Source organism: Syntrophaceae bacterium, assembly GCA_013177825.1.
In the GTDB taxonomy this organism is placed as follows: Bacteria; Desulfobacterota; Syntrophia; order Syntrophales; family PHBD01; genus PHBD01.
Map to the genome: position 1 here is coordinate 314,447 of JABLXX010000002.1, position 25,015 is coordinate 339,461.

The 25,015-nt window shown below is 61.3% G+C and carries 18 protein-coding genes; 11 read left to right on the plus strand and 7 right to left on the minus strand.

Features of this window, described 5'->3' with window-relative positions; genetic code table 11:
- The first annotated feature begins 104 nt into the window (after window positions 1–104).
- The 3 genes from HPY65_06225 to HPY65_06235 all read left to right on the plus strand — a co-directional run bounded on the left by HPY65_06225 (window position 105) and on the right by HPY65_06235 (window position 8,031).
- Window positions 105–2,525 carry a 3-hydroxyacyl-CoA dehydrogenase/enoyl-CoA hydratase family protein gene (locus HPY65_06225; protein NPU84068.1) on the plus strand — a complete coding sequence of 807 codons (2,421 nt, stop codon included), beginning with the start codon at window positions 105–107 and terminating at the stop codon, window positions 2,523–2,525.
- Window positions 2,526–2,589: 64 nt separating this feature from the next.
- On the plus strand, window positions 2,590–3,780 hold the full coding sequence (locus tag HPY65_06230; protein NPU84069.1) for a thiolase family protein: 1,191 nt from the start codon (window positions 2,590–2,592) through the stop codon (window positions 3,778–3,780).
- A gap of 306 nt (window positions 3,781–4,086) precedes the next feature.
- Window positions 4,087–8,031 carry a PAS domain S-box protein gene (locus HPY65_06235; protein NPU84070.1) on the plus strand — a complete coding sequence of 1,315 codons (3,945 nt, stop codon included), beginning with the start codon at window positions 4,087–4,089 and terminating at the stop codon, window positions 8,029–8,031.
- Between the two features lie 141 nt (window positions 8,032–8,172).
- Here HPY65_06235 and HPY65_06240 read toward each other — a convergent pair whose 3' ends face one another.
- The 3 genes from HPY65_06240 to HPY65_06250 are packed head-to-tail and all read right to left on the minus strand — an operon-like array spanning window position 8,173 to window position 11,635.
- The gene (locus HPY65_06240) at window positions 8,173–8,901 is read right to left on the minus strand and encodes a GDYXXLXY domain-containing protein (protein NPU84071.1); all 729 of its coding nucleotides are present in this window, start codon (window positions 8,899–8,901) and stop codon (window positions 8,173–8,175) included.
- On the minus strand, window positions 8,898–10,115 hold the full coding sequence (locus HPY65_06245; protein NPU84072.1) for a DUF2157 domain-containing protein: 1,218 nt from the start codon (window positions 10,113–10,115) through the stop codon (window positions 8,898–8,900). The genes HPY65_06240 and HPY65_06245 overlap by 4 nt, the downstream gene beginning before the upstream one ends.
- A 56-nt stretch (window positions 10,116–10,171) precedes the next feature.
- On the minus strand, window positions 10,172–11,635 hold the full coding sequence (locus HPY65_06250; protein ID NPU84073.1) for a hypothetical protein: 1,464 nt from the start codon (window positions 11,633–11,635) through the stop codon (window positions 10,172–10,174).
- Between the two features lie 876 nt (window positions 11,636–12,511).
- Between HPY65_06250 and HPY65_06255 the strand changes: the two genes are divergently transcribed.
- The 8 genes from HPY65_06255 to HPY65_06290 all read left to right on the plus strand — a co-directional run bounded on the left by HPY65_06255 (window position 12,512) and on the right by HPY65_06290 (window position 21,758).
- A complete protein-coding gene (locus HPY65_06255; GenBank protein ID NPU84074.1) occupies window positions 12,512–12,967 on the plus strand; it encodes a dehydratase in 456 nt (151 codons plus the stop codon).
- 231 nt (window positions 12,968–13,198) lie between these two features.
- Window positions 13,199–14,764, plus strand: coding sequence for an AMP-binding protein (locus HPY65_06260; GenBank protein ID NPU84075.1), 1,566 nt, complete (start codon window positions 13,199–13,201; stop codon window positions 14,762–14,764).
- 30 nt (window positions 14,765–14,794) lie between these two features.
- Window positions 14,795–16,525: an AMP-binding protein gene (locus tag HPY65_06265; GenBank protein NPU84076.1), complete on the plus strand. Its 1,731-nt coding sequence runs from the start codon at window positions 14,795–14,797 to the stop codon at window positions 16,523–16,525.
- A 145-nt stretch (window positions 16,526–16,670) separates the two neighbouring features.
- Complete coding sequence (locus HPY65_06270; protein NPU84077.1) at window positions 16,671–17,441, plus strand: enoyl-CoA hydratase/isomerase family protein; 771 nt, start codon at window positions 16,671–16,673, stop codon at window positions 17,439–17,441.
- Window positions 17,442–17,444: 3 nt separating this feature from the next.
- On the plus strand, window positions 17,445–18,641 hold the full coding sequence (locus HPY65_06275; protein NPU84078.1) for an acyl-CoA dehydrogenase: 1,197 nt from the start codon (window positions 17,445–17,447) through the stop codon (window positions 18,639–18,641).
- 65 nt (window positions 18,642–18,706) lie between these two features.
- Window positions 18,707–19,843, plus strand: coding sequence for an acyl-CoA dehydrogenase (locus HPY65_06280; GenBank protein ID NPU84079.1), 1,137 nt, complete (start codon window positions 18,707–18,709; stop codon window positions 19,841–19,843).
- 4 nt (window positions 19,844–19,847) lie between these two features.
- Entirely contained in the window at window positions 19,848–20,621 is a 774-nt protein-coding gene (locus tag HPY65_06285; GenBank protein NPU84080.1) for a flavodoxin family protein, read from the plus strand.
- A gap of 3 nt (window positions 20,622–20,624) precedes the next feature.
- Complete coding sequence (locus HPY65_06290; protein NPU84081.1) at window positions 20,625–21,758, plus strand: acyl-CoA/acyl-ACP dehydrogenase; 1,134 nt, start codon at window positions 20,625–20,627, stop codon at window positions 21,756–21,758.
- Between the two features lie 47 nt (window positions 21,759–21,805).
- On the opposite strand, the gene HPY65_06295 is transcribed toward HPY65_06290, so the two are convergent.
- From HPY65_06295 to HPY65_06310, 4 genes are all read right to left on the minus strand, one after another.
- Window positions 21,806–22,261 carry a C_GCAxxG_C_C family protein gene (locus HPY65_06295; protein NPU84082.1) on the minus strand — a complete coding sequence of 152 codons (456 nt, stop codon included), beginning with the start codon at window positions 22,259–22,261 and terminating at the stop codon, window positions 21,806–21,808.
- A gap of 162 nt (window positions 22,262–22,423) precedes the next feature.
- Window positions 22,424–23,155 carry a DUF4197 domain-containing protein gene (locus tag HPY65_06300; protein ID NPU84083.1) on the minus strand — a complete coding sequence of 244 codons (732 nt, stop codon included), beginning with the start codon at window positions 23,153–23,155 and terminating at the stop codon, window positions 22,424–22,426.
- A gap of 159 nt (window positions 23,156–23,314) precedes the next feature.
- On the minus strand, window positions 23,315–24,376 hold the full coding sequence (locus HPY65_06305) for a histidinol-phosphate transaminase (GenBank protein NPU84084.1): 1,062 nt from the start codon (window positions 24,374–24,376) through the stop codon (window positions 23,315–23,317).
- Between the two features lie 77 nt (window positions 24,377–24,453).
- Window positions 24,454–24,996 carry a hypothetical protein gene (locus tag HPY65_06310; GenBank protein NPU84085.1) on the minus strand — a complete coding sequence of 181 codons (543 nt, stop codon included), beginning with the start codon at window positions 24,994–24,996 and terminating at the stop codon, window positions 24,454–24,456.
- Window positions 24,997–25,015: the final 19 nt, after the last annotated feature.

A 25,015-nucleotide genomic window follows, 5' to 3' on the forward strand; every position in this document is an offset into this window, starting at 1 on the left:
AAACAGGTCGGATTTTCCCCACAAGATCCGCGACGGACGCTGCTGCGACCTGAAACGGCATACGGCGGCGTCGGCCGGATGATAAAAAGAAGAGGAGAAAAAACATGTCCTATCAGATTAAAAAAGCCGCCGTAATCGGCGCCGGCGTGATGGGAGCCACCATCGCGGCCCACCTGACCAATGCGGGAATCGAGTGCGTCCTCTTGGACATCGTTCCCTTCGAGCTGACGGACGCCGACAAGGCAAAAGGGCTCACGGAAAAGAGCCCGGCCTGGCGGAACCGGTTCGCCGCGGGCGGCCTGGCCGGCGTTACCAAGGCGAAGCCGGCGGCCTTCTTCGCAAAGAAAAACGCCTCCATGATCAAAATCGGAAACCTGGAGGACAACCTGGACCTCCTGGCCGATGTGGACTGGGTCTGTGAGGTTGTCGTCGAGAACCTGAAGATCAAGCAGGAGCTCTTCGCCAAAATCGACAAATACCTGAAACCCGGCTGCATCGTCTCGACGAACACCTCCGGGATTCCCATCCGGGACATCGCGGCGAAATTCAGCCCCAAAATGAAAGAGCGCTTCCTGGGCACACACTTCTTCAACCCGCCCCGGTACATGAAACTCCTCGAGATCATCCCCGGGAAGGAGACGAAGAAGGAAGTCGTCGATTTCATGACGCGGTTCTGCGAGGACGTCCTCGGAAAGGGCGTCGTCATCTGCAAGGATACGCCGAACTTCATCGGGAACCGCATCGGCCTGTTCGACATCTCCAACATCATTCATCTCATGATCGAGAAGGGGATGAAGGTGGAGGAGATCGACGCCATCTTCGGCAAGGCCATGGGCCGGCCCGGCACGGCCGTCTTCGGGACCATGGATCTCGTGGGCCTCGACACGGGCCATCACGTCATGAAGAACCTCTACGAGGCCGTCCCGGACGACGAGATGAGGGACTGGTTCCTGCCCCCCGACTGGTTGACGGCCATGATGGAGAAGAAGTGGCTCGGCAACAAGACCAGGCAGGGCATGTACAAAAAGACAAAGGACGAGCGGGGCAAGAAGCAGAAGCTGGTCATCGACTGGAAGACCCTGGAGTACGGCGCACCCGCCAAGGTCTCCTTCGCTTCCGTCGCGGCGGCCAACAAGGCGGAGGGAGACACAGCCGACAAGATGAAGGCCCTCTTCAACGGCAACGACGCTGCGGCGGAATTCGTCCGCGAGTTCTTCTGCAACAACTTCATCTACGCGGCCAACCGGATTCCCGAGATCGCAGACCGGGTCCTGGAAATCGACAACGCCATGAAGTGGGGCTACAACCAGAAACTCGGCCCCTTCGAGTCCTGGGACGCCGTCGGCGTGCGGGAATCCGTCGAGGTGATGAAGAAGCTGAAGAAGAAGGTGCCCAAGAAAATCGAAGAGATGCTGAAGGCCGGCTGCGAGTCCTTCTACCTGAAGAAAGAAGACGGCCAGTACTACTATGACTTCGGCAAGAAGGGCTACGTGAAGCTGGAGGAAAACCCCAAGATCATCCTCCTGCCCTCCCTGAAGGAGCGGCAGAAGGTCATCCGGTCGAACGCCAGCGCGAGCCTGGTGGACATGGGCGATGGCGTCGTCTGCCTCGAGTTCCACAGCAAGATGAACGCCATCGACGACCTGATGATCAACATGCTCACCGAGGGCTGCGACATTGTCGAGAAGGACTTCCTCGGCATGGTCGTGGGCAACCACGATCCCCGGGCGTTCTCCGCCGGCGCCAACGTCTTCAAGGTCCTGATCGCCATCCAGCGCGGGGCCTGGGACTTCGTGGAAGACTCCATCACGGGCATCCAGAGCGCCCTGATGCGCATGAAGTACCTATCGAAGCCCGTGGTCACCGCCCCGGCCGGCCTGGCCCTGGGCGGCGGGTGCGAGATCGCCATGCACGGCGCGCGGTGCCAGCCCTGCGGCGAGACCTACATGGGCCTCGTGGAGGTCGGCGTCGGCGTCATCCCCGCCGGCGGCGGCTGCAAGGAGACGGTGCTGCGCCTCACCGAGGGCATCCCCGCGGGCGCCGTGGAGGGAGGCCTGAACCTGCAGCAGTTCTTTGCGAAGGCCTTCGAGAACATCGCCACGGCGAAGGTATCAACCAGCGCCGCCGAGGCGATGGATCTGGGATACATCCGCAGGACGGAGAACATCAGCCTGAACCGCGACCAGCACCTCTGGGACGCCAAGGAACTCGTCCTGGGGATGTCCCGGTTCTATAAGCCGCCCCGGCCGGCCCTGATCCCCGTCATGGGGGAGAGCCTGCGGGGCATCGCCAACGCCGCGCTTTACAACATGCGGCACGGGAACTACGTTTCCGACTATGACGTCCACGTGGCCAAGAAGGTCGCCCACATCCTCTCGGGTGGAGACTGCGCCGAGGGGACGTTCGTGACGGAGCAGAGCATCCTGGACCTGGAGAAAGAGGCGTTCCTTTCCCTCTGCGGCGAATCGAAGACCCAGGACCGGATCATGCACATGCTGACGACGGGCAAGCCCCTGCGCAACTAAACCAACAATGATCGGGGCGCGGTTCGAGGGAGCCGCGTCCCGCCGCTTATGAAGGAGGAATATCATGGGTGAAGCTGTTATCGTGGAAGCCGTCCGGAGCGCCGGCGGGCGTTCGAGAAGGGGAGGCCTTGCGGGGACGAGGGCCGACGAGTTCGGCATCCAGGTCATCAAGGGCCTGATGGCCCGTGTGCCGTCCCTGGACCCGGCCGATGTGGACGACGTGATCGTGGGCTGCGCCTTCCCCGAAGGGGAGCAGGGCATGCAGATGGGGAAAATCCTGGCCGTCGGCGCCGGGCTCCCCGAGCCGGTATGCGGCATGACCATCAACCGCTTCTGCTCCTCGGGTCTCCAGTCCATCGCCGACGCTACATCGAGGATCAACAACGGATGGGCCGAGGTCATCATCGCCGGGGGCTGCGAGTCCATGTCGCACATCCCCATGGGCGGGGGCGTGCTCCGACCCAACTTCGACTGGCCCGCCGACCTGCCCTGGGTCTACATCTCCATGGGCCTGACGGCGGAGAATGTTGCCGAGCGCTACAAGGTTTCCCGGGAAGACATGGACGCCTTCGGCATGGAGAGCAATCGCCGGGCCTACGAGGCCATCAAGGCGGGCAAGTTCAAGGGCGAGATCATCCCGATCCAGGCCTACCGCTACAAGGTCACGAAGGACGGGGAGCGGATCCGCGAAACCTTCACATTCGACACCGACGACGGCGTGCGATGGCCCGTCAGCCTGGCCGACATGGCCAAGTTGAAGTCACCGTTCAAAAACGGCGGGACCGTCACGGCGGCCAATTCATCCCAGACAACCGACGGCGCTGCCTTCGCACTGGTCATGACGGCGGAGAAGGCCAAGGCCATCGGCGTGAAACCGCTGGCGAAGCTCACCAATTTCGCCGTGGCGGGCTGCCCGCCGGAAGAGATGGGCATCGGCCCGGCCGTGGCGATCCCCAAGGTCCTGAAGCAGGCCGGGCTGAAGGCGAAGGACATTGATGTCTTCGAGATCAACGAGGCCTTCGCCTCCCAGGCTCTCTACAGCATCCGGGTAGTGGGAATCGAGGACCGGCTGAAGGCCGGCGACATCAACCCCAACGGCGGCGCCATCGCCCTGGGGCACCCCCTTGGCGCCTCGGGAGCGAAGCTCACGGCCCAGCTCCTGGCGGAGATGAAGCGCCGCGGCTCCAAGCGGGGCATCGTCTCCATGTGCATCGGCGGCGGGATGGGGGCCGCGGGCATCTTCGAGATGCTGTGAACGAATCCATGAAAGACCCCCTGCGGGGCGAGAGGCCATGTTCCTTCCGGACATGGCCTTTTTTTTGCACATCTGATTTCGGTTGCGCACGCTCCAGTGGGACCGATGCCGTGCGAAGCCTTGCTGTTCCGGGTCGGGAGGGAGTTGCCCCGAAGCAGGGGTGCCTGTGGGGGTTCCCTCGGAGTCAAGAATTTGCTTGCGGCGTCAAAAATTTGATCTGCCTTCCCGCAGGCGAGAGGAAGCCCGTGCCGCGCCGGGGGTGAAAACGGATGAACCGGCAATGCATGGTTTTTCGGAGGTCTGCTCATGGGATCCGATGACAGGACGAGGGAACAGCTTCTCCGGGAACTGGAGGAAAAAGAAAGCCGGATCTCCGAGTTGGAGGACACGCTCGCCGAAGCCGGTCGGCGGGGACAGGCCGTCGGAGATGGCTTGCCCTGCGGGGGAGGCGTGCAGAAGGATTCCGGCTCAGCGCTTGCCCCTCCCCCGAGTTTTTTCCAGATGATCCTCGACAAGGCCAACGATGTCTCCCTCATTGTCCAGGAGGGAAAATACGTCTACGTGAACGACAAGTTCGCGCAGCTCTTCGGAGGAAGCCGGGAGGAAGCCGTGCAGCGGCCTTTTGGAGCATTCATCCACCCGGACGACCGGCCCATGGTGATGGAGTACCACCGGCTGCGCCGGGAGGGGAAACCCGCGCCCGCCGTCTATGAGGTTCGCCTGAGGATGCAGGACGGGTCCGTCATGCACGGCGAGGTGTCCGCAATAGACATCGAGTATGAAGGAAGAAAAGCCTCCCTGGCGTTCATCCGGGACATCACGGTGCGGAAGCGGATCGAGACCGAGTTGCGAGAGAGCCGGGATCAGTTCAACCGGGTGATGGACAGCGTGTCGGACATCATCATCGTCCTGGACGCCCGGGGGAATGTCACGTTCGAATCACCCTCGACGGCCCGGATCCTCGGGTATCCGCCCGGCCATTTCATCGGCGGCAGCCCCTTCCCGCTGATCCACGAGGAGGACGTGGAGAGTGTCCTGGCCGAGTTTGCCGAAGTGATCCGCCGGGAGAACACGGGCGTTCCCACGGAGTTCCGGATCCGGAAAGCAAACGGCTCCTGGATCTGGCTGGCGGCAGTGGGCAACAACCTGGCCGAGTCGCCGGGCATTCAGGGCATGGTGATCACGGCCCGGGACGTCACGGAAAAGCGGCGCATGGAGGACAGCCTGAGGGAAAGCGAATCCCGGTTCCGGGACCTGGCGGAACTCCTGCCCCAGGTTGTCTATGAAATGGACGAGCGGGGCGTTTTCACCTTCATGAACCGCTTCGGGTTGTCCCTGTTCGGCTATTCCGAGGAGGAGCTTGCCGCCGGTATCCATTTCCTGAACATTATCGCCCCGACGGACCACGGGCGGGTCTCTGAAAATGTCGCCCTGGCAATGAAAGGAGATTTGACACAGACGCGGTCGGAGTACACGGCCATCCGGAAGAACGGCGAGGAATTTCCCCTGTTCGTTTCCTCCTCCTTCATCCAGAAGGAAGAAGGCATCCTGGGCATCCGGGGAGTCGCCATCGACTTCAGCGAGATCCGGCGGTCGCAGCGGCTGCTGCAGGAGAGCGAGGAGCGGTGGCAGTTCGCCCTCGAAGGGGCGGGCGACGGCCTCTGGGACTGGAACGTCCAGACGAACAGGGTCCTCTATTCCAGACAATGGAAGGCCATGCTGGGCTACGGGGAAGACGAGATCGGGGATTCGCTGGACGAGTGGGAGCGGCTGCTCCATCCGGACGACCAGGCTCGGGCCCACGAGGAACTGGACCGGCACTTCCGGGGCGAGACGCCGGTTTACACCTGCGAGCAGCGCCTGCTGTGCAAAGACGGCTCCTACAAGTGGATCCTCGACCGGGGCCGGGTCATGATCTGGACTCCGGACGGCAAGCCGCTCAGGGCGATCGGCACCCATACGGACATCGATGATCGCAAGCGGATGGACGAAGCCCTGCTGGAGTCGGAGAGCAAGTTCCGGGATCTGGCCGAAAAATCCGTCGTCGGCATCTATCTCGTCCAGGACAACACGTTTCAGTATATCAATGCGGAGTTCGCCCGCATTATCGGATACGAAGCCGGCCAGGTTACAGGCGTTCTGCTGGTCGATGACGTGATTCATCCGGAGGATCTGCCCCTGGTCAAAAACATGCTGGCGAGAAGGCTCTCGGGGGAACTGAAATCCCTCCGGTATGATTTCCGGGTCAGCAGAAAAGACGGGGACATAAGGCACGTCGAGGTATTCAGTTCCCGTACCATGTACCGGGGACAGCCCGCGGTCATCGGCACGATGCTGGACATCACGGAGCGGAAGGACGCGGAGCGGAAGCTCCGGGACAGCGAGGAAAAGTACCGGGTCCTGTTCGAACACGCCAACGACGCCATCATCATCTGGGACGAGGAGCAGTTCATCGACTGCAACCGGAAGGCGCTGGAGATGTTCGGCTTTCCCTCAAAGGAAGATATCGTCGGCCGTCCGTTCACCCTGTCATCGCCCCCGCGTCAGCCGGACGGTCGGCCGTCCATCGAGGCCGCCAGGGAGAAGCGGGACGCCGCCATGTCAGGGGAGCCCCAGTTCTACGAGTGGCAGCACTGCCGTCCCGACGGCACGATCATCGAAGCGGAAACCGCTCTTCATGCCATCGAGCTGCAGGGGCAGGTCTATTTTCAGGCCATCATTCGCGACGTGACGGAGAGAAAGCGTTCGGAGGAGGCGCTGCAGCGCCTGAGCCTGGCCCTCGAACAGGCCGCAGAGGAAATCATCATCACGGATCCCGAGGGAGTGATCCAGTATGTCAACCCGGCCTTCGAGAAGATCACCGGGTACTCGAGGCACGAGGCGATCGGCCAGACGCCCCGACTCGTGAAGAGCGGCGTCCACGACAGGGCCTTTTACGAGCGGCTCTGGAGTACGATCAAGCGGGGAAGCATCTGGACGGGGCGGATTACAAACCGTCACAAGAGGGGAATGCTCATCCAGGAAGACGCGACCATCAGCCCCATTATCAGCTCGTCGGGCCGTGTCACCGGATTCATCTCGCTGAAGCGGGACATCACCGAAGAGGTCAGACTGGAATCCAAGCTCCGCCAGGCCCAGAAGATGGAGGCCATCGGTACGCTGGCTGGGGGAATCGCTCACGATTTCAACAACATTCTCGGGGCCATGATGGGATACACGGAGCTGGCAAGGCTGAAGGCCGGCGAGCCGCAGATCCGGTCCTACCTGGACCAGGTCCTGAAGGCCTGCAACCGCTCCCGGGACCTGGTCAACCAGATCCTCACGTTCAGCCGCCAGAAGGAGCAGGAGAAGAAACCCGTTGCCGTGGCGCCCATCGTGAAAGAGGCCATGAAGCTGATGCGGTCCTCCTGCCCCTCCACGGTTGAGATCCGGCAGAACTATGGAACCGAAAAGGACATCATTCTCGCGGATCCCACCCAGATTCACCAGGTCGTCATGAACCTCTGCACCAATGCGATCCATGCGATGAGGGACCGGGAAGGAATCCTGGCGGTGAGCCTCGGTCAGAAGGAGATAACGGTTTACGACCCGTTCTATGACTCGGAGCTCAGGGAGGGGCCGTACGTGATGCTGACGGTCAGCGACACGGGCCAGGGGATCGACGCCTCCGTGCGGAATCGGATTTTCGATCCCTTCTTCACGACCAAGGTCCCCGGAGAGGGGACGGGGCTCGGGCTGTCCGTGGTGTACGGCATCGTGAAGGACCACGGAGGATCCATCTCCGTGGAGAGCGAGCCCGGGAAGGGGTCCGTCTTCACGGTTTCCCTGCCGCTCGTCGAGGCCGACGAGCCGGGCGCCGGACGAGACGCCGAACCGCCGCCCAGGGGGAAGGGGCGCATTCTCCTGGTTGACGACGAGGAGCCCCTTGCCGCCCTGGGGCAGGAGATGCTTACCTCCCTCGGGTACGACGTATCGGTCAGGCTGAGCAGCCTGGATGCCCTGGAGGCGTTCCGCACGAATCCGGCCCGTTTCAATCTCGTAATCACGGACATGACGATGCCGAACATGACCGGCGACCATCTGGCCCGGGAGATGCTGAAGATCCGTCCCGACCTCCCGATCATCCTGACCACCGGTTTCAGCGAGCGGATCAGCGAGGAAGAGGCGAAGAAGCTCGGGATCCGGGTGTTTGTCATGAAGCCCGTATCGCTCAAGGCCCTTGCCCAGGCGGTGCAGACGGCGCTGCAGTAGAAACGGCGGGCGGGAGCCCTTCAACGAATCAAGGCAGGAAGTGAGAAGTCGGATAGCGGATCAGGACAGGCCGAAACAGGAACTGATCGCGCAACTGGACAGAGGTTCCGCTGTAAAAGACAGGAATCCGATACCGGATGCCTAGGGAATCCGCCGGCCGTCGAGGTAGAGGCCCGTTATCAGGCCCCGGCCGTCCTCCCGGAGGGCCACCTCCACCCGGAGGTCCCGGGCGTTGCGGGCCCTTTCAACGGCCTTCCCCTTTCCTTCCTCCAGGAAGAAGTGCTCGATGCCGTATTCAACGGAGGCCTGCCGGAAGGAGATTTTCTTCACGGCCGTCACCGTCCCGGCCACGGCTTCCCCAGCGCGGCAACGGGCGTCCTCCTTTTCCCGCAGGGACGCCTGCACCTGACCGCCGCGGTCCAGGCACAGAATCACCCTCTCCCCTTCATGGAACGAAAACCAGCGTGGCTCGAAGGTGCGGTCGCCGGCCCCGTCCGTCCGGAGCGTGACCTGATAGCGGACAGCCTTTTCGTTCACGCGGGTCACCCTTCCCTTGAGAAACTTTCCGCCCGGCGGAACGGTGCCGCTTGCGGACGCCATGCGGTATGTTCCGTCCTCCGCCTTTTCCAGAGCGGCAAAGATTCGGTCGTTGCGCCTGAGGTTCTCCCGGATTCCCGCCCGGTCGAGATCGATGGTCGAGAGGTCGTAGGCCAGGGTCACGTAGTCGCCGCGGAAAAGGTCCCGCGGATCGACGGGAGCCGACTGCAGGAGGATGCGCTCCCCCGTTGCTACCCGGTATTCCCGGTAGCCGACGATTCCGATGAGGAGCAGGACCTGCAGGAGGATCACGACGGCAAATTTCAGTCTCACGGGATCTCCTCCTTCACCCGGAACGATTCGAGGACGACGCGGCGCTTCCGCTCCAGAAACAGGCCACCGGCCAGCAGGATGCATCCGCCGGCGATGAAGAAAAGCGACCGCGGCAGGAGCTTCCAGAAGAAATCCACGTATCGCGCAACCACGTCCAGCACGAAAAACACGAGACCGATATTGATGTACAGCGGCCGGCGGCGGATGTAGCCGAGGCAGATCAGCCCGATGATACCGGCAGCAAAGAGGAGGTTGAACAGCAGGCGCGGCGACAGGAATCCGGGACCCGTCGCCACGCCCGGAGACGTCGCCGCCAGGAGGCAGAGACCGGCTGTCAGCGTGGCAAGCGCCGCGAGCTCGGCTCTCCAGCCGGCATCCCTGCTGCCCTTCAGGGTGGTAACGGCGGCCGCCGCTGCGAACAGGACCAGGATTCCCAGGTAAAACGGCATCAGCTCCGGTGTCCCCAGGTTTTCCTGCCGGGTGTCGAAGGTCAGAAGAAACGTCCCGGCATAGGTCATCAGGAGTCCGACCAGGACATACGGTCCGGAGAGCTCCCGGAACGAAGCCGACCCCTCGTGGGCCAGGCCGAGGACCCAGACCGCCATGCCGGCCGTCCAGTAGAGGACGATGACCGGGACGTACTGGAAGAGATCCGATACGTGAAAGCTCGCCTCCATGCCCAGCCACAGAGAGAGTGCCAGGAGGGAGAGCAAGAGGACGCTTCGGAAGCGCAGCAGGTACGCCAGGGGCAGGATCCCCAGGCCCCACAGGAGCGGGCCGTTGGGGTAGTGAACGGTGATGTTGTAAATCTGGGCGATCAGGAAAATCCCCGCGCCGAAGAGGATGGACCCGAGCAGGATCAGCGAGGCGCCCACCCGGGGAAAGTTTTTCTTTTCGTACCGCAGCCAGTAGCCGAGGCCATGGCTGGTCAGGAGCGAGACGAAGATGATGCCGAGCTTGGCGATGCGGGGAATCTCCGACCAGTTGGCGGCGATGAACAGAAGCACCCCCACCCCCACGAGGATGGACCCGAGGATGGAAATCGTCTGGATCATCCTGCCGGAACCGGCTTTCTGCTCGATTTCCTCGATGTGCCGGTAGCGCGCCAGGATCCGCTCCCGCTGCTCCTCGGTCAGCAGGCCGTCGGCCCGCCACTGCTCCATTTCCTTTTTGAGCTTCCGCTGAAACGCCGCGTCGATGGAATCCTGCATCATGGTCCCTTCCGCTTCATATGGCTGGTTACTGAAATCCCGCTTTTCACTTTACCCTGTCACAAGCATCCGGCGCATTCGCCCAGGACCCAGGGAATTTCACCCATATCCTGCGTCCGGTTCCGGTCGATGCCCAGATCGTCCAGCAGCGGCGCCAGGGGGTCTGGCTCCCGGTAATAGCCCAATTCCTGCAATTCCTGCAGTGCCTCCTCCCGGGAAACAAGCCCGAAATAAACGCCCGCACTGACTTCGACCACGGACTGGGGGAAAAGGGTGGTTCGTGCGGCCTGAAAGCGTTTGAACTGGCAATAGTCCTTCACCTTTTCAATCCGGCAACTGGTGTGCAAAAGCCCTTTTTGTCCCGGCGGCATCTGCCAGTCCATTTCCCTCTTTATAATCTCGACAACGTCGCTCCATGAGCCGTAGGTGACATTGGTCTGTAGCCTGCGCAATGTGGGAATGGGCATGTCCGGATCGTTCTCCGCCCGGGCCAGGATGTTTTCCAGGGGAACGAAAACGGGGGGCAGGCGCTTTTTGACGGTAGCCATCAATCGCAGGATTTCGGCATTCAGGGAATAAGGCTGCAGGGGCTCCGCGGTTTTCGTGATCGTCCGCAAAAAGTTCAATGTGTTGGCACGATGATCGGGGGTTTGTTCTTTCCGGGGTTGTCCCGACTTGATTTCGCTCATCACATAGTTCATGACCGACAGCTGCACCTCTTCAACCCCGTGCATGATCAGGGGAATGTTTTCCTGTGCCGCCAGAGGGTAAAAGAGCGCATGCGCCGCCATCGGGCAGAGGCAGGGGAGACCGGTGTGCTCGAACTGGCTGCGCATGGCCTGGCGGACCATGTTCCAGGGCAGGGTGCGCTCCAAGAATTCCACGTCCGGAAGCAGGCGCATGGCCCGGCGGGCATTCTCCCGGCACGTTTCATTGGTGTAGGGCATGTTCCATGAGGCGACAAGCACCCGGAGCCCGAGTTTCCTGGCGAGATACCAGAGCAGGAACGTAGAGTCCTTTCCCCCGGTATACAAGACCATGACGTCAAAGCGGGAGCCGGTGTTTTGAGAGGCGATCCGAAGGAGATCCTCGTCCGTTGTTCCCTCCTGCGCCAGGGAATCCGCTCCGGACTCTTTTGCCCGCTCGTAGCACTGGCAAAAGGCGCACAGGCCGTTTGCATCGAATTCCAGTCCGGGCAGGAGATAGTCGTTGTTGACGCAGCGCACGCACTGCCGATGACTGTCCATGGTGGAAGGCGAACGGACCTCCGCCGCCTCCACGATGACCCCTTCCGCAACCAGCCGGGCGTAGATTTCATGGCTACGGAGATCCGACGGCAAATCGGTGCCGGCGGTTTTGCCGTTCAGCAGGGATAGACGATCGGCCAGTTCACGCGGCAGGGGGATGATGTTTCGTGCATGGTTGGGCGGGTTGCGAAGGCCGTAATAGACCAGTCGCGTTCCGTCGTCCGTTTCCCGGAGATGCCAGCGGTATTGGAGGGCCGGATATCTCAGTGCGCTCATGTGTTTCTCCTTGATCGATTTGTTTTTTCAATTGGCAGTCGATCCCGTTTTGATCTGACCAGACAATCCGTTCATCATTCGATGATTCATGATCGCCATTCTTTTGCAGACGCTGAATAAATTTTGTCAATGAATAATTGATCCTGCCGTCCAACACAGGATGATTCTCATCCGAACCGTGGTCCGGTTTCAGCCACCCAATATTAATGAGTGATATTATTGTGTTTCGCATGTTTGCTGACCGGCCGGGGATAGGTGTTGCCACGGTTGTGATTGAAAATCATCCATCAGCCGGCTTCGGGACCCCGGTTGGGAAGGAGGGGACTTTCCGCTCCGTCGATCGCATGTGTGCGTATTGATACAGTAATGTATTATCTCGAGGGAAGGAGGATCCAAGGTCCCCCCGCCGGTGGCACGAATCTGGCTGTCCACTCCACAAGTTCTCTCGATCGATCCCTCGGAATCTTGATTCGAACAGCCGACCGACACGGCCGGAAAAGAACGTTTCGAGTCGATCCGAGGGGATGATTTCCTCTCAGCATGTGGCGTCCGCATCACTCCGGGGACGATTCCCACGATCCCGGACGGACGTATACCCATCTACGCTTGTGACGACGCGGAAGCGTCTCCTTCATATCATTCATGACGGCCGATTCCGGGTCCCGGGCTTCGGGGTGCGGGGATACCGTTGCCGGCCCGGCCGGCTTGCGGCCGGGGTCCATCCACAGGAGTATCCCTGTGCGCCCGCCGGACGATCCCGACGATTCTTTCCCGGTTGCGGACCCTCCACTGGGGCCGGAATGGGAGGCGTCGGGACGGGAGACGAAGACCGAGGGGCAGGCAGGAAAACCAATTCAGGAAACGGGAGGCAGATGCATGAACAAGGACTGTTTTGAGGATTACACGCTGGGAGAGTGCCTGGTCAGTCCGGGCCGGACGATCACCGAGACGGACATCGTCTTTTTCTCCGCCTTTACGGGCGACTGGCATCCTCTCCACACCGACGTAGAGTATGCGAAAAAGTCGTTTTTCGGGGAGCGGATCGCCCACGGGATGCTGGGACTCGTCGTCGGGTCGGCACTGATGTTCCGCCTCGGTCCCAACGTCCTCCTGCCCAAGAGCTTCATTGCTTTCTACGGCATGGACAAGATCCGCTTCACCGGCCCGATCAAGATCGGCGACACGATCCGTTGCGAGGCCGTGGTGAAGGAGCTTCAGGCGCGGGACGAGAAGACGGGGGTCCTCCGGTACGAGGCGAGCATCAAGAACCAGCGCGACGAGACGTGCCTGGTCTTTCACCCGGGATTCCTGGTGGGGCGCAGGAAGGCATAGCGAGGCCGGCGATCCGGCGGCATTGCCTTGCATGGAAACCATGGCCGGCGAACAGGCTGCCGGTTTCAGTCGTATCGGGATTGCGCGGGTCAGGCTGTATTTAAAACTGCGCCGCGGGAAGGGGTTTCTGTCGAACATTCGGAATATCGTCCAGAGGCAGGTACATCCCATGACAACAAGGAGAGGCCGGTAATGAAGCATTGACCACAACCTGAAAAATGGAGGGGACAAATGGACGAGCGGATTGCGCGGAACATGATGCGGCGTGTGGCTTACGGGGACTGCCTGAGGCGGACAACGCTCCGGTATCCGAACCGGGAAGCCGTTGTGGATGGCGGAAAGCGGATCACGTTTACCGAACTGAACGGCATGGCCAACCGGTTTGCCAATGCCCTCAAAAAAAGAGGTTTTCAGAAGGGTGCAAAGATCGCCTTCATCTCCCTCAACGCCCTGGAGCACTTTGTCGCCTTTTACGGAACGGCGAAAGCCGGCATGGTTTTTGTCCCCATCAACCCCCTCTTCAAGACGGACGAGCTTGCCTTTGCCCTGAACCATGCGGACTGCGAGGTGGTGGTCTTCAACGGCATGCTGTACGCCGGGTTCAAGGACGCCTTTGCACAGGCGGAAAAAGTCAAGCTGTACATTGCATTCAATCCTCCGCCGGGGGACTTCCTCACGTTCGACGCCTTTCTGGAGGAGGGCCCGGACACGGAGCCGGAGACCTTCATCGAGGCGGACGACGACCTCCTGATCCTTTTCACGGGTGGGACCACCAGCTATCCAAAGGCGGCCGTCCTCTCCCACCTCAACCTGTTCGTCTGCACGAACGGAATCCTCGTCGATATTCCCTTCACGCACCGGGACAAGCTGTTCATGGTCATGCCGCTGTTCCACGTGGGGGCGTTCATCATCGCGAGCCTCCACAACTTCGTCGGCGGGGCGGTTCATGTCTACATGCTGCCCGACATGAAGCAGGTCCTGGTCAACGTCGAGCGTGAAAAGATCACCTGCACGATTCTCATCTCTCCGCTCTGGCGCCAGCTGATCGACCACCCCGATTTCGAGAAGCATGACCTCTCGTCCCTCCGTCTGTGTGTCTATTTCACGGCAGTCATGCCGGAAGACCTCCTGAAGCTGGTGATGGAAAAGATCTGCCCCGATCTCTGCCTGTGCTTCGGCCAGACCGAGATGTCCCCGTCCACGACCTGCTTCAAGCCGGAGGACCAGCTTCGCAAGATGAAGTCCCTGGGCAACCCGACGGTGAACGTCGAGATCGCCATCATGGACGAGTTCGGAAACCTTCTGCCCACAGGCGAGGCGGGGGAGATCGTCTACCGCAGCCCCCAGGTCATGAAGGGGTACTACAAGCAGGAACAGGAGAGCGAAGAGGTCTTCGCCCACGGCTGGTTCCACAGCGGCGACGTGGGGTATCTCGACGGGGAGAACTACCTGTATTTCCTCGACCGCAAGAAGGACATGATCAAGACGGGCGGCGAAAACGTGGCTTCCCTCGAGGTGGAGAAAACGATCTACCTGGATCCGCGGGTCCAGGAAGTGCACGTGATCGGCCTGCCCCACGAGCGCTGGATGGAGGCGATTACCGCCTTCGTCATCCTCAAACCGGGGCAGACGGCGGAGGAGAAGGAAATCATCGCCCTGTGCAAGGAGAAGATGGTGGGGTTCAAGGTGCCCAAGCGGGTCGTCTTCGTGCCGGACCTGCCGCGGTCGGCCGTCGGCAAGGCCCTGAAGCGGAAGATCCGGGAAGAGTATCTCGACCTTTACCAGGGGGAACGATGAACCGCTGACACCGTCACGACAGGAGGAGCCATGCCGAAAAATTTCTCCAGATGGCCCGAAGGCGTTTCAAGGACCCTGAATTATCCCGAGGTCCCCCTGTTTCAGATCATCCGCTCTTCCGCCAAGCTCTGGCCGGAGCGCAATGCGATCATTTTCTCCGGGATGGAAATGACCTTCCTGGAGCTCGACAAGCTGTCCGACCGGTTCGCCGCGGCTCTGTCCGACCTGGGGGTCCGGAAGGGCGACCGGGTTGCCATCCACCTGCCCAACTGTCCCCAGTTCGCCGTTGCCTATTACGGGCTTCTGAAGGCGGGGGCCGTGTTCGTTCCCATCAGCCCGCTTCTTGCCGAGAAGGAGTTCGTCTTCCAGCTCAACGATTCGGGGGCCGGGATATACATTGGGCTGGATCTGCTTTTCGGGATGCCTCAAAAGGCCCTGCCGGAAACGCCGGTCCGGCACGTCATCCTGGTGAGTCTGGCGGATTGCTATGCGCCGCTCGTCGCCCCTGCCAAACTGCTCAGGAAAAGTCCGTTCGAAGAGAAGGTCCTCGATTTTACCGAGCTTCTCTCGAAGTATCACCCCGAGGCACCGGGAATCCAATTCTCCCCGAGAGAAGACCTGGCGCACATCTCCTACACGGGGGGCACCACGGGAACGCCCAAGGGGGTGATGGTGACCCATTTCAACGGCATCGCGGCCTCGTGCCAGCTCTGCTACTGGTTTCTGGGCGGAGACGTGGATTTCCGGGACGGCGTGTTCGGGGTGAAGCGAACGGACGGCGACCGGGAGGAGGATCACGTCATCCGACGGGGCCGGGAAATGAGCCTGGTCGTTCCACCATGGTTCCACGCCATGGGTGCCTTCGCCTTTCTCAACATGCAGCTTCTCGCCGGCTGCACGCTGATCGTCCAGCCCCGGTTCGACGCGGCGGATTTTCTGAGCGCCATTCCGAAGTACGGGGTCTCCATCTTCGGCGGCGCTCCGCAGATCTTCTACCCGCTGGTGGAGCACCCGTTCTTCCCCGAGACCGACATGTCCGGCGTCCGGCTCATCGCCTCGGGGGCCGCACCCATCTCCCACGACCTGCTCCGGACGCTCACCGAGACCATGGAGGGCGTTGTCTGCGAGGCCTACGGGATGACGGAGGTGACCGTCGGCTGCGCCTTCACCCCGGCGGAGAAGGGGGCCCTGCGCATCGGCTCGGTCGGCCTGCCTGTTCAGGACACGGAGATCCGGATCGTGGATCCGGCGGACGACACGAAAGAAATGTCCCCGGGCGAGATCGGGGAGATCTGCGTGAAAGGCCCGCAGGTTATGAAAGGATACTGGAACCAGCCGGAGGAGACAAAGCTGGTCCTGAACGGGGAGGGCTGGCTCCTGACGGGTGACATCGGCCGGTTCGACGAAGACGGCTACCTGTACATCGTCGACCGGAAGAAGGACATGCTCATCTACAAGGGATACAATATTTACCCGCGTGACCTGGAAGAGGTTTTGAACCGGCATCCGGCGGTCGCCCAGTCCGCCGTGGTCGGAAAGCGGGACGACCGGTACGGGGAGTTGCCGGTGGCGTTTGTGCAGACCAGCCCCGGAAGCGCCGTCACGGCGGATGAGTTGCTGGAGTTCGCTAATGCCCAGCTGGCAAAATATAAAAAGATCCGCAGGATTGAAGTCATGGAGCAGCTTCCGGCAAGCGCCGCCGGGAAAATCCTGCGGCGCGAGCTCAGGGACAGGGCCCAGGCCCTCCCCGTGACGGTTTGAGGGGCGGGCCGGCGGGATCATCGGAACGCATTCGCAAGGAGGAAGCAGATCGTTATTTTGAACAGAAGAGCGCCGGGCGGATCATGGGAGGCATTGCCCTGTTGCACCGTTGACACAACATCAAGCACCGGAAAAGGAGGCTGTGATGCAGGAGAAGACGGTTCTAATGAGCAGGCAGGAGGCAATCTGTACCATCACGATCAACAGGCCCTCGGTCAGGAACGCCTGGACCCGCGAATTTGCGGCGGAGTTGGCGGAGGCCTTCCGGATGGCGGGGAAAGAGGCTGGCACCCGGGTTGTGATCCTGGAAGGAGCGGGACGCGATTTTTCCTCCGGAGCGGACATCGGCCTGTTCAAAGCGGAATTCCCCGCCCCGGTCTGGCTGGACGGGATGAGGGATTTGAAGGATCTGATCCTGGTCATGCGGCGGATCCCGCAGCCGGTGATCGCCAAGGTCCGGGGGGTGGCCATCGGCGGCGGCATCAACCTGGCACTGGCGGCGGATTTTGTCGTCGCCGCCGAGACGGCGCGATTCTGTGAGAACTTCTCGAACATCGGGATCGTCGTCGATGCGGGGGGAAACTTCTTTCTCCCCCGCCTCGTGGGTCTCGTGAAGGCGCGGGAACTGGCGCTGCTCGGGGATGTCATCGACGGGAAAACAGCCGCCGCCATGGGCTTGATTTACAAGTCCGTTCCCGAGGCGGAGCTCGACGCGGCCGTGGCCGCCCTCGCGGATCGGCTGGCGGGAAAATCCCTGGAGGCCATGGCTCTGATCAAGGAAGCCCTGGACACGAGTTTCGAGATGTCGCTGCCGTCGACCCTGGAGTGGGAGGCGGCCCACCAGGCGGTCATGACGCAGACGGAGGCGCTGAAGACGGCGGCGAGGCTGTTCCTTCAGTCCCGCGGGAAAGGATGATGAATGAATTTTGCATTTTCCGAGGAGGAAATCCGGTTTCGCAGCGAGGTGGACGCCTTTGTCCGCCGGGAGCTGCCGTCCGGCTGGGACGAGCGCTCCTTTTACTGGCCGGCAGCCTACGGCGCCATTGCCATGTTCGAGGAGGAGCACCAGGTTTTCTGCCGTTCCTTCCTCCGGAAACTCGGTGCGAGAGGGTGGCTGAGCCTCGGCTGGCCGGAGGCATGCGGCGGGGGGGGATCCATGATGAAGCAGGCCATTGCCGACGACGTCATCAGCTACTACCGGGCGCCATCCGGCAACATCGCCACCGTGATCGGCGGCCCCACGATCATCTTCGTCGGCTCGGAGGAGATGAAACGGGAGTTCCTGCCGCCCATCGCCCGGGGCGAGGTCAATTTCTGGCTGGGCTACAGCGAGCCCAACGCCGGCTCGGACCTGGCGTCCCTCAAGACGACCGCCGTTGCCGACGGCGACGATTTCATCGTCAACGGCCGGAAGATCTGGAGCAGCGGCGCCCACGTCTCCGATTATGCATGGCTCCTGGCCCGGACAGATCCCTCGGCGGGCGGGCACCGGGGGGCGACGCTCCTGCTGGTGGACAACAACCTGCCGGGCGTCACGATCCGTCCCATCGAGAACATCGTCGGGTTTCATTCTTTCAACGAGGTTTTTTTCGACGACGTCCGCGTACCGAAGCGGTTCATGGTCGGCGGACTCAACCAGGGGTTCTACAACGTCATGGTGGCCCTCCAGTTCGAGCGGCTCGTCGTGGGGATCGGCGCCTTCCGGCGCATCCTCGACGAGCTGGTCGGTTACGTGAAGGAGCGGTACGGCCGGAAGAAAGACCGGGTGAAGAACACCCTGGCCCGGGACGCCCTGGCCTCCATTGCGATCGACATCGAGGTCCTGTACGGCCTCTACTGGCAGAACGTCTGGATGATGGAGCAGGGACGGGTGCCGGAACTGGAGGCCTCGGCCATGAAGCTCTTCAGCACGGAACTGAGCCGGAAGCTGGCCGGCGTGGCCGTGGACGTCCTGGGCCTTCCCGCGCAGCTGTACAGGGGGTCCCTGTATGCCCCCCTGCAGGGTCGCGTCATGGCGGGCTACCTGGACGCCGTATCGGGACCCATCGGCGCAGGGACGTCGGAGATCCAGCGCGGCATCATCGCCACCCGGGGGCTGGGGCTGCCCAGAGCCTGAGGAATCGCCGGCCCGGCGCAAAGACGGAAGAATCATGATCCATAAACGGCAAAGGAGAGGAAACGATGTATTTCGATGAGACCCATGAGGCGTTCCGGGCGTCCGTCCGGAGATTCGTGGACCGGGAGATCAACCCCCGCATGGACGCCTGGGAAGAAGAGGGTGTGCCCCTCCACGACCTGTTCGGGAAGATGGGGGATCTCGGATTCCTGGGGATCCGCTACGATCCGCGTTACGGCGGGCAGGGCCTGGATTACTGGTACGAGACGGTGTTCATCGAGGAACTCGGTCATGTCCACGGATGGGGCGTTCCGACGGCGATCATGGTGCAGACGAACATGGCGACGCCGGCCATCGACATGTTCGGGACCGAATCCCTGAAAGAGCAGTACCTGGCCCCGGCAATCGCGGGGAAGCTCGTGGCGGCCATCGCCGTCACGGAGCCGGGCGCGGGCTCCGACGTGGCGGCCCTGAAGACCCGGGCGGTCCGCGACGGTAACGCCTACGTCCTGAACGGCTCCAAGACGTTCATCACCAACGGCTGCCAGGCCGACTTCCTGACCCTCCTCGCCCGCACGGGCGACGGGCCGGGGCATCACTGCTACGGCCTTTTCGTAGTCCCCACGGATGTGCCCGGCTTCAGCGTCAGCAAGCGCCTGGACAAGGTGGGGCTCCGGAGCAGCGACACGGCGGAGCTGTTCTTCGACAACCTCCGGATCCCGGTTCAGAACCTCATCGGGAAGGAAGGGGAGGGCTTCATCTACCAGATGATGCAGTTCCAGCACGAGCGGTTCACGGTTCTTCCCATGACGTATACGGCATGCCGGGACATCATCGACATGACCGTCGCCTACATCCGGGAGCGGATCGTTTTCGGGAAGCCCCTGATCACGAAGCAGGTGCTCCGCCACCGCCTGGTGGAATGGCTGGCCGAGATCGAGAGCCTCCGCCACCTGACCTATCACATCGTCCGGATGAAAATGGCCGGGAGGGACGTCACGAAGGAAATCTCCATGGGGAAACTCCTGGCGGGTCCGCTTCTGAACAGGGTATCATCCGGCTGCCTGCAGATGTTCGGCGGGATGGGGTTCATGAACGAGACGCTGATTTCGCGTCATTTCCGGGATACCCGGGTCATGTCGATCGCCGGCGGGGCGGACGAGGTGATGAAAGACATTATCGCCCGCCAGGAAGGATTCTGAACCGATGACGAAGGTGCTGGCCATGAACGGCAGCCCGCGAGCCAGGCGGGGAAACACCGACAAGATCCTGCAGCCGTTCCTGGAGGGAGCCGCCGGGGCGGGCGCCGCCACGGAGACCCTCTACCTGAAGGAACTCCGGATCCAGGAATGCCAGGGCTGCTACGCCTGCCACATGCTCACGCCCGGCCGGTGCGTCCTGAAGGACGACATGGCCCGGGTCACGGAAAAGATGCTGGAGGCCGAGGTCCTTGTCTTTGCCTCCCCCCTTTACGTCTTCACCGTCAGCGCGCTGCTCAAGGCGCTCCTGGACCGGATGATCGTTTTCGGCAGCCTCGACCTGGAAGTCAAGGACGGGGTCGTCGTTCATCCCGCCCGCTGGCCGGAAAAAAAGTGGACCTGGGTCGTGATCTCCAACGCCGGCTTCCCGGAGCGGGAGCACTTCGCCCCCCTGGAAGATCTCTTCCGGCGGTTCGCCCGGGCGATCGGCGGCGGAACCCAGGTGACCATCGGCGGGATGATCCTCAAGGGAATGGGCGAGATGTTCTCCGTTCCCGCCCTGCTGCCGAATTATCAGTGGTTCTTCGACGCCTGCCGGCAGGCGGGGCGGGAGGTTGTCCGAGACGGCTCCATTGCGGAGGCGACGCAGAGCGTTCTGGACAGGCCGCTCGTGGACATCAGCATGGAGGAGTTCGCCGCCATGAGCAACGCTTTCATCGAAATGGCCATGAAAAAGGCCCGGAAACGGAAGAAGGAAACGGCGTCGGAACAAGGAGGATGATCCATGGATTTTTCACTGACGGAGGAGCAGGCCCTTCTGCAGAAGACGGCTTGCGACTTTCTGGCGAAATCGCTTTCCCGGGAAGTGCTGAAGCGGATGGAAGAGAGCGAGGCCGGGCATGACCTTGACCTCTGGCAAAAAATGGCCTCCCTCGGATGGCTCGGGCTGCCGTTCCCCGAGGAGTATGGCGGCAGCGGCGGCAGCTTTGCCGACCTCACGGTCCTCCTGGAGGAGATGGGATACCGGACCTGCCCGGGTCCGTACTTTTCCACCGTCGTCCTGGGCGGCCTGCCGGTCCTGGCCTTCGGCACGGAGGAGCAGAAGCGGCAGTGCCTTCCCGCTATCGCGGCGGGAGAGCGGGTCATGACCTTCGCCCTGACGGAAAAGGACGGCGGCCGGGACGGCGGCGGCATCCGCGTCCGTGCCGTTCCGTTCGGCGAGGCCTGGCGGATCAACGGGGCGAAGCGGTTCGTCACGGATGCCCGTCTTGCGGATTTCTTTCTCTGTGCGGTGCGGACGGGGAAGGAAACGAAGGAAGCGGACGGGATCACCGTGTACCTGATCGACGGCCGGACGCGGGGTCTCCGGACCAGGGACATGAAGGCGGCAACGGGCGACCGGCAGTACGAGGTTAAATTCTATCAGGTGCCCGTTCGATCGGAGCAGGTCGTCGGCGGCCTGAACAAAGGCGCCGTCGTGATCGAGGATACGTTGCGGAAGGCGGCCGTGGCGAAGTGCGCCGAGATGATCGGCGGGGCGAGGGCCGTCCTGGACATGACCCTGGCCTATGCAAAGGAGCGGGTCCAGTTCGGCCGCCCCATCGGCAGCTTCCAGGCGGTGCAGCACCATTTTGCCGACATGTGGACGGACATTCACGGGTCCCGTTACCTGTACCGCAAGGCCGCCCTGGAAATCGACAGTGGCGCGCCGGCGGTGCAGGCGGTTGCCATGGCCAAGGCGCGGACGGGTGAGGCGTATCGTCGCGTCACGATGCTGGGCCACCAGATCTTCGGCGCCATCGGCTTCACGATGGAGCACGAGATGCACCGCTACCACCGCCGCGCCCTCGGAGGAGACGTGATGTTCGGGAACGGAGCGTTTCACCGGGACAAGGTGGCGGCGGCGATGGGGCTGTGAGGGGGCGAAAACGGCTGCTTTCCATCTCGCTCGCCGTCACCGCCGGATCAAGCGGGATCTGCAGATTTCATCTCTTCCAGGATCTCGATGACGGTGTGCACGCAGGGCCTGCAGATTCTGCCCATGGTGTCCTCGGCCTTGGCGTGCCGTCGTCCCTCCTCGGTCTTCAGATCGTAGCCCCGGAGAAGCTCCCGGCAGAGGCAGCTTCCGTGCCGGGCCGCGAAACGGTCCATCAGCTCCACGGTCTTGAGATAAGTGTATTCCGTCGATGGGCGACCCTCCGTCGTGCCCCGGCCATGGCGCAGACCCAGGACGAGGATGCCGCCGGTCACCGCGCCGCACACCTCCTGTTTCCTTCCCATCCCTGCGCCGAGGCCGGTGGCGATCTTCAGCGCAAGGTCGTCGTCCAGGCCGGTTTCGTCCCGGAAGGAAGAGAGTACGGACTGCGCACAGTTGTAAGTGTCCCGGAGTCGTTCTGTTGCAATGTCAGCTCTTGTGGTCATCTTTCCGTTACCTGCCTCGCCTCGATCGATCCATTCAGCAACCGGCAACGGCAATCGGCGACCCCTTTGCCGCTTCTTCGTGAAATTTCCTGATCCGCTGCCGGGATGGGAACTCGATGGTCACGACCCTTGCGGCCTGTCCCCCGATCCCCGCGCCCGGCACTATTTCCCGAAGACGGTCTTCAGAATATCCGTCACCCGTGCGGCGGGATCGTTCCGGATCTTCTTCTCCTCGCTCCCGATCATGAGAAAAAGGCCGTCCAGGGCCTTATTGGTCACATAGTGATCCAGATCGAGGGACTCCTTGGGCACCAGCGGGAGGGCTTCATAGGGAGCCATCATATCCTTGTAGGCCTTCGTCACGCCGACCTTGTTCATGTTGGCGGCAACCACCGGCTTGAATTCGCCGTAGAGTATGTCCGACGTCTTCTCCCTGAAATAGTCCGTTGCCGCCGTGTCGCCGCCCTGGAGGATCTTCCGGGCGTCGTCGAACGTCATGGCCTTGATGGCGTCCACAAACAGATCCGTAGCCCTGGGGGCCGCCGCCTCGGCCGCGCGGTTCATGCTGAGGACAAAGCGATCTACCTGCTCCTGAAAACCGAGCCTGGCAACCGTATCGGCAACTTTCTGAATTTTTTCGGGAAGGAGGATCTTCACCAGCGCATTTCCGAAATAGCCGTCCTTTTTCGACACGGCCTTCACGGCGTTCTTCGTGCCGACGGCCAGAGCCTCCTTCAGGCCGGAAACCGTCGTCTTCTGATCCGGACCGGCCTGAGAGACGCCGCTTTTCGCCTCGGGAAGCCGGTTCAGGATATCGTCGAGGATACCCGCCCCGGCCGGGGCGGCAATGCCCATTGCCCCGAAGAAGACCAGAAACCAAAGGATTTTTCTCATTTTCATTCCTCCCTGGTATGGATTCGTTGAGAGGGGCAATTCACCCGGACCGGTTTGATCCCGAAAAGCGAACGGCCCGGATTGCTCAGGCAGCCCCCTTTTTTTTACAGCCATAACCCCGGGAAAACCGGAGATTGAATGGCATCCGTAATCCTTCGTCTAAAGCAGTTGCTTCAATATCTGCAGAAATTTTGTCATTTGTTCGTCGGAACCGATGCTCACGCGCAGGTGATTATCGATTCCGGGTTTATTGAAATATCGTACCAGGACATTCATTTCTTTCAACCTGGCGTATAAATCGCCTGCCCGAATCGTGGGGTGGCTGATGAAAAGAAAGTTCGCCTTCGATTCAATCACTTTAAAACCGATGTCCGTCAGTTCCCGGCTGATCCTTTCCCTGGTGTTGATGATTTTTTGCCTCGTTTCCTGAAAATAGGCCTCGTCCTGAAACGCGGCCTCTGCTCCCGCCAGTGCCAGGCGATCGATCGTATATGAATTGATGGAGTTCTTTATCCTGTAAAGCCCTTCCGTCAGTTGCCGGTGGCCCATGGCGAACCCCACCCGGAGGCCGGCCAGCGAGCGGGATTTGGAGAGCGTCTGGATGACCAGCAGGTTGGGGAATTCATGGACCAGTTCAACGGCGGATTCTCCTCCGAAATCGATGTATGCTTCGTCGATCAGGACCACGTTATCCAGGGTATTGTTAAACTCAATGACCTGCCGCAATGCTGCAGGCGGCAGGCATTTCCCGGTCGGCGCATTGGGATTGGCGATGATGATGCCGCCGTTTCCGGTCATGAATTTTTCCACGGGGATATTGAAATCGGGGTCCACCGGAACCAGGCGGTAATGGATCGAAAACAGATCGGCATACACCGGATAGAAACTGTACGTGATATCCGGAAACAGAATCTCCCGGCCGGGAGAGAAGAAGGCGGCAAACGCAAAGGCCAGGATCTCGTCGGAGCCGTTTCCGATGAACACCTGTTCCGTGGACAGGCCGTGATATCCGGCGATCGTCGCTCTCAGCTCTTCGCTGTTCGGGTCGGGATAGAGCCGGAGGTCGGAATTGACGGCCTGCCGGAGGGTTTCCATGACCAGCGGCGAAGGCGGGTATGGGTTTTCGTTCGTATTGAGCTTCAGATATTTCCTGTCCTTGAACTGTTCACCGGGGGTATACGGCTCCAGGCTTTTTGTCTTTTCATTCCAATATTTGCTCATAGAAGACCGTCCTTCCGAGAGATACACTACGGCTCGCTTACCGTCTCCGATCACGGACTGATATGAATCAACCGCAGTCAATGTTCCGAAAATTGAACGCCGATTGCATTGGGTATCGGCCATTGATGCATATTCCGGTCATCCTGCCTCAGATCGGTTTCATAGCTGCCCGCGAGGTTGATGACAAGATCCCTGGTTCTGATCGACAGGCTGGCCAGAGGTCCTCCCTCCATGTGCATCATCCGGATGACGCCCAGGTCGAGGGATTTGACCGTTTCGTTGAAATTCCTCATGGTCAGCGGGGACCGGCAAAACAGGAAGAGAATCCTCCCATCCTTGTCCATGCCCACGGCGGATTCGCTCCATTTCCTGTCTTCCCTGCTCCAGACGCTCACTCCATTGCCCTTGATCAAACGAAGATTCTGAACCACGGCATCGTAGTCAGCCAGGCGCTTCATTGAATCGGGAGTGTCGAGGTCAACCAAGATCGCCTTGGGAATCCCGTTCTTCCTGGGGCCGAAGGCAAGTGCCGTGTTGTACTTCCTGTTCCACCGTCTGTTCTGGATGTGGGCTTTGTTTCTGAGGTATCCGACATTGGTCCGGTAGTCTTTAAGAAACATTCCGGCATTGATCGCAACA

What these genes read in the sequence shown, in the direction of transcription:
- HPY65_06265 (NPU84076.1), top strand. Translation starts at nt 14,795, where the DNA reads ATGCCGAAAAATTTCTCCAGATGGCCCGAAGGCGTTTCAAGGACCCTG.
- HPY65_06275 (NPU84078.1), top strand. Translation starts at nt 17,445, where the DNA reads ATGAATTTTGCATTTTCCGAGGAGGAAATCCGGTTTCGCAGCGAGGTG.
- HPY65_06305 (NPU84084.1), bottom strand. Translation starts at nt 24,376, where the DNA reads ATGAGCAAATATTGGAATGAAAAGACAAAAAGCCTGGAGCCGTATACC.
- HPY65_06285 (NPU84080.1), top strand. Translation starts at nt 19,848, where the DNA reads ATGACGAAGGTGCTGGCCATGAACGGCAGCCCGCGAGCCAGGCGGGGA.
- HPY65_06225 (NPU84068.1), top strand. Translation starts at nt 105, where the DNA reads ATGTCCTATCAGATTAAAAAAGCCGCCGTAATCGGCGCCGGCGTGATG.
- HPY65_06260 (NPU84075.1), top strand. Translation starts at nt 13,199, where the DNA reads ATGGACGAGCGGATTGCGCGGAACATGATGCGGCGTGTGGCTTACGGG.
- HPY65_06235 (NPU84070.1), top strand. Translation starts at nt 4,087, where the DNA reads ATGGGATCCGATGACAGGACGAGGGAACAGCTTCTCCGGGAACTGGAG.
- HPY65_06300 (NPU84083.1), bottom strand. Translation starts at nt 23,155, where the DNA reads ATGAGAAAAATCCTTTGGTTTCTGGTCTTCTTCGGGGCAATGGGCATT.
- HPY65_06255 (NPU84074.1), top strand. Translation starts at nt 12,512, where the DNA reads ATGAACAAGGACTGTTTTGAGGATTACACGCTGGGAGAGTGCCTGGTC.
- HPY65_06245 (NPU84072.1), bottom strand. Translation starts at nt 10,115, where the DNA reads ATGATGCAGGATTCCATCGACGCGGCGTTTCAGCGGAAGCTCAAAAAG.
- HPY65_06270 (NPU84077.1), top strand. Translation starts at nt 16,671, where the DNA reads ATGCAGGAGAAGACGGTTCTAATGAGCAGGCAGGAGGCAATCTGTACC.
- HPY65_06295 (NPU84082.1), bottom strand. Translation starts at nt 22,261, where the DNA reads ATGACCACAAGAGCTGACATTGCAACAGAACGACTCCGGGACACTTAC.
- HPY65_06280 (NPU84079.1), top strand. Translation starts at nt 18,707, where the DNA reads ATGTATTTCGATGAGACCCATGAGGCGTTCCGGGCGTCCGTCCGGAGA.
- HPY65_06290 (NPU84081.1), top strand. Translation starts at nt 20,625, where the DNA reads ATGGATTTTTCACTGACGGAGGAGCAGGCCCTTCTGCAGAAGACGGCT.
- HPY65_06310 (NPU84085.1), bottom strand. Translation starts at nt 24,996, where the DNA reads ATGTTTCTTAAAGACTACCGGACCAATGTCGGATACCTCAGAAACAAA.
- HPY65_06250 (NPU84073.1), bottom strand. Translation starts at nt 11,635, where the DNA reads ATGAGCGCACTGAGATATCCGGCCCTCCAATACCGCTGGCATCTCCGG.
- HPY65_06230 (NPU84069.1), top strand. Translation starts at nt 2,590, where the DNA reads ATGGGTGAAGCTGTTATCGTGGAAGCCGTCCGGAGCGCCGGCGGGCGT.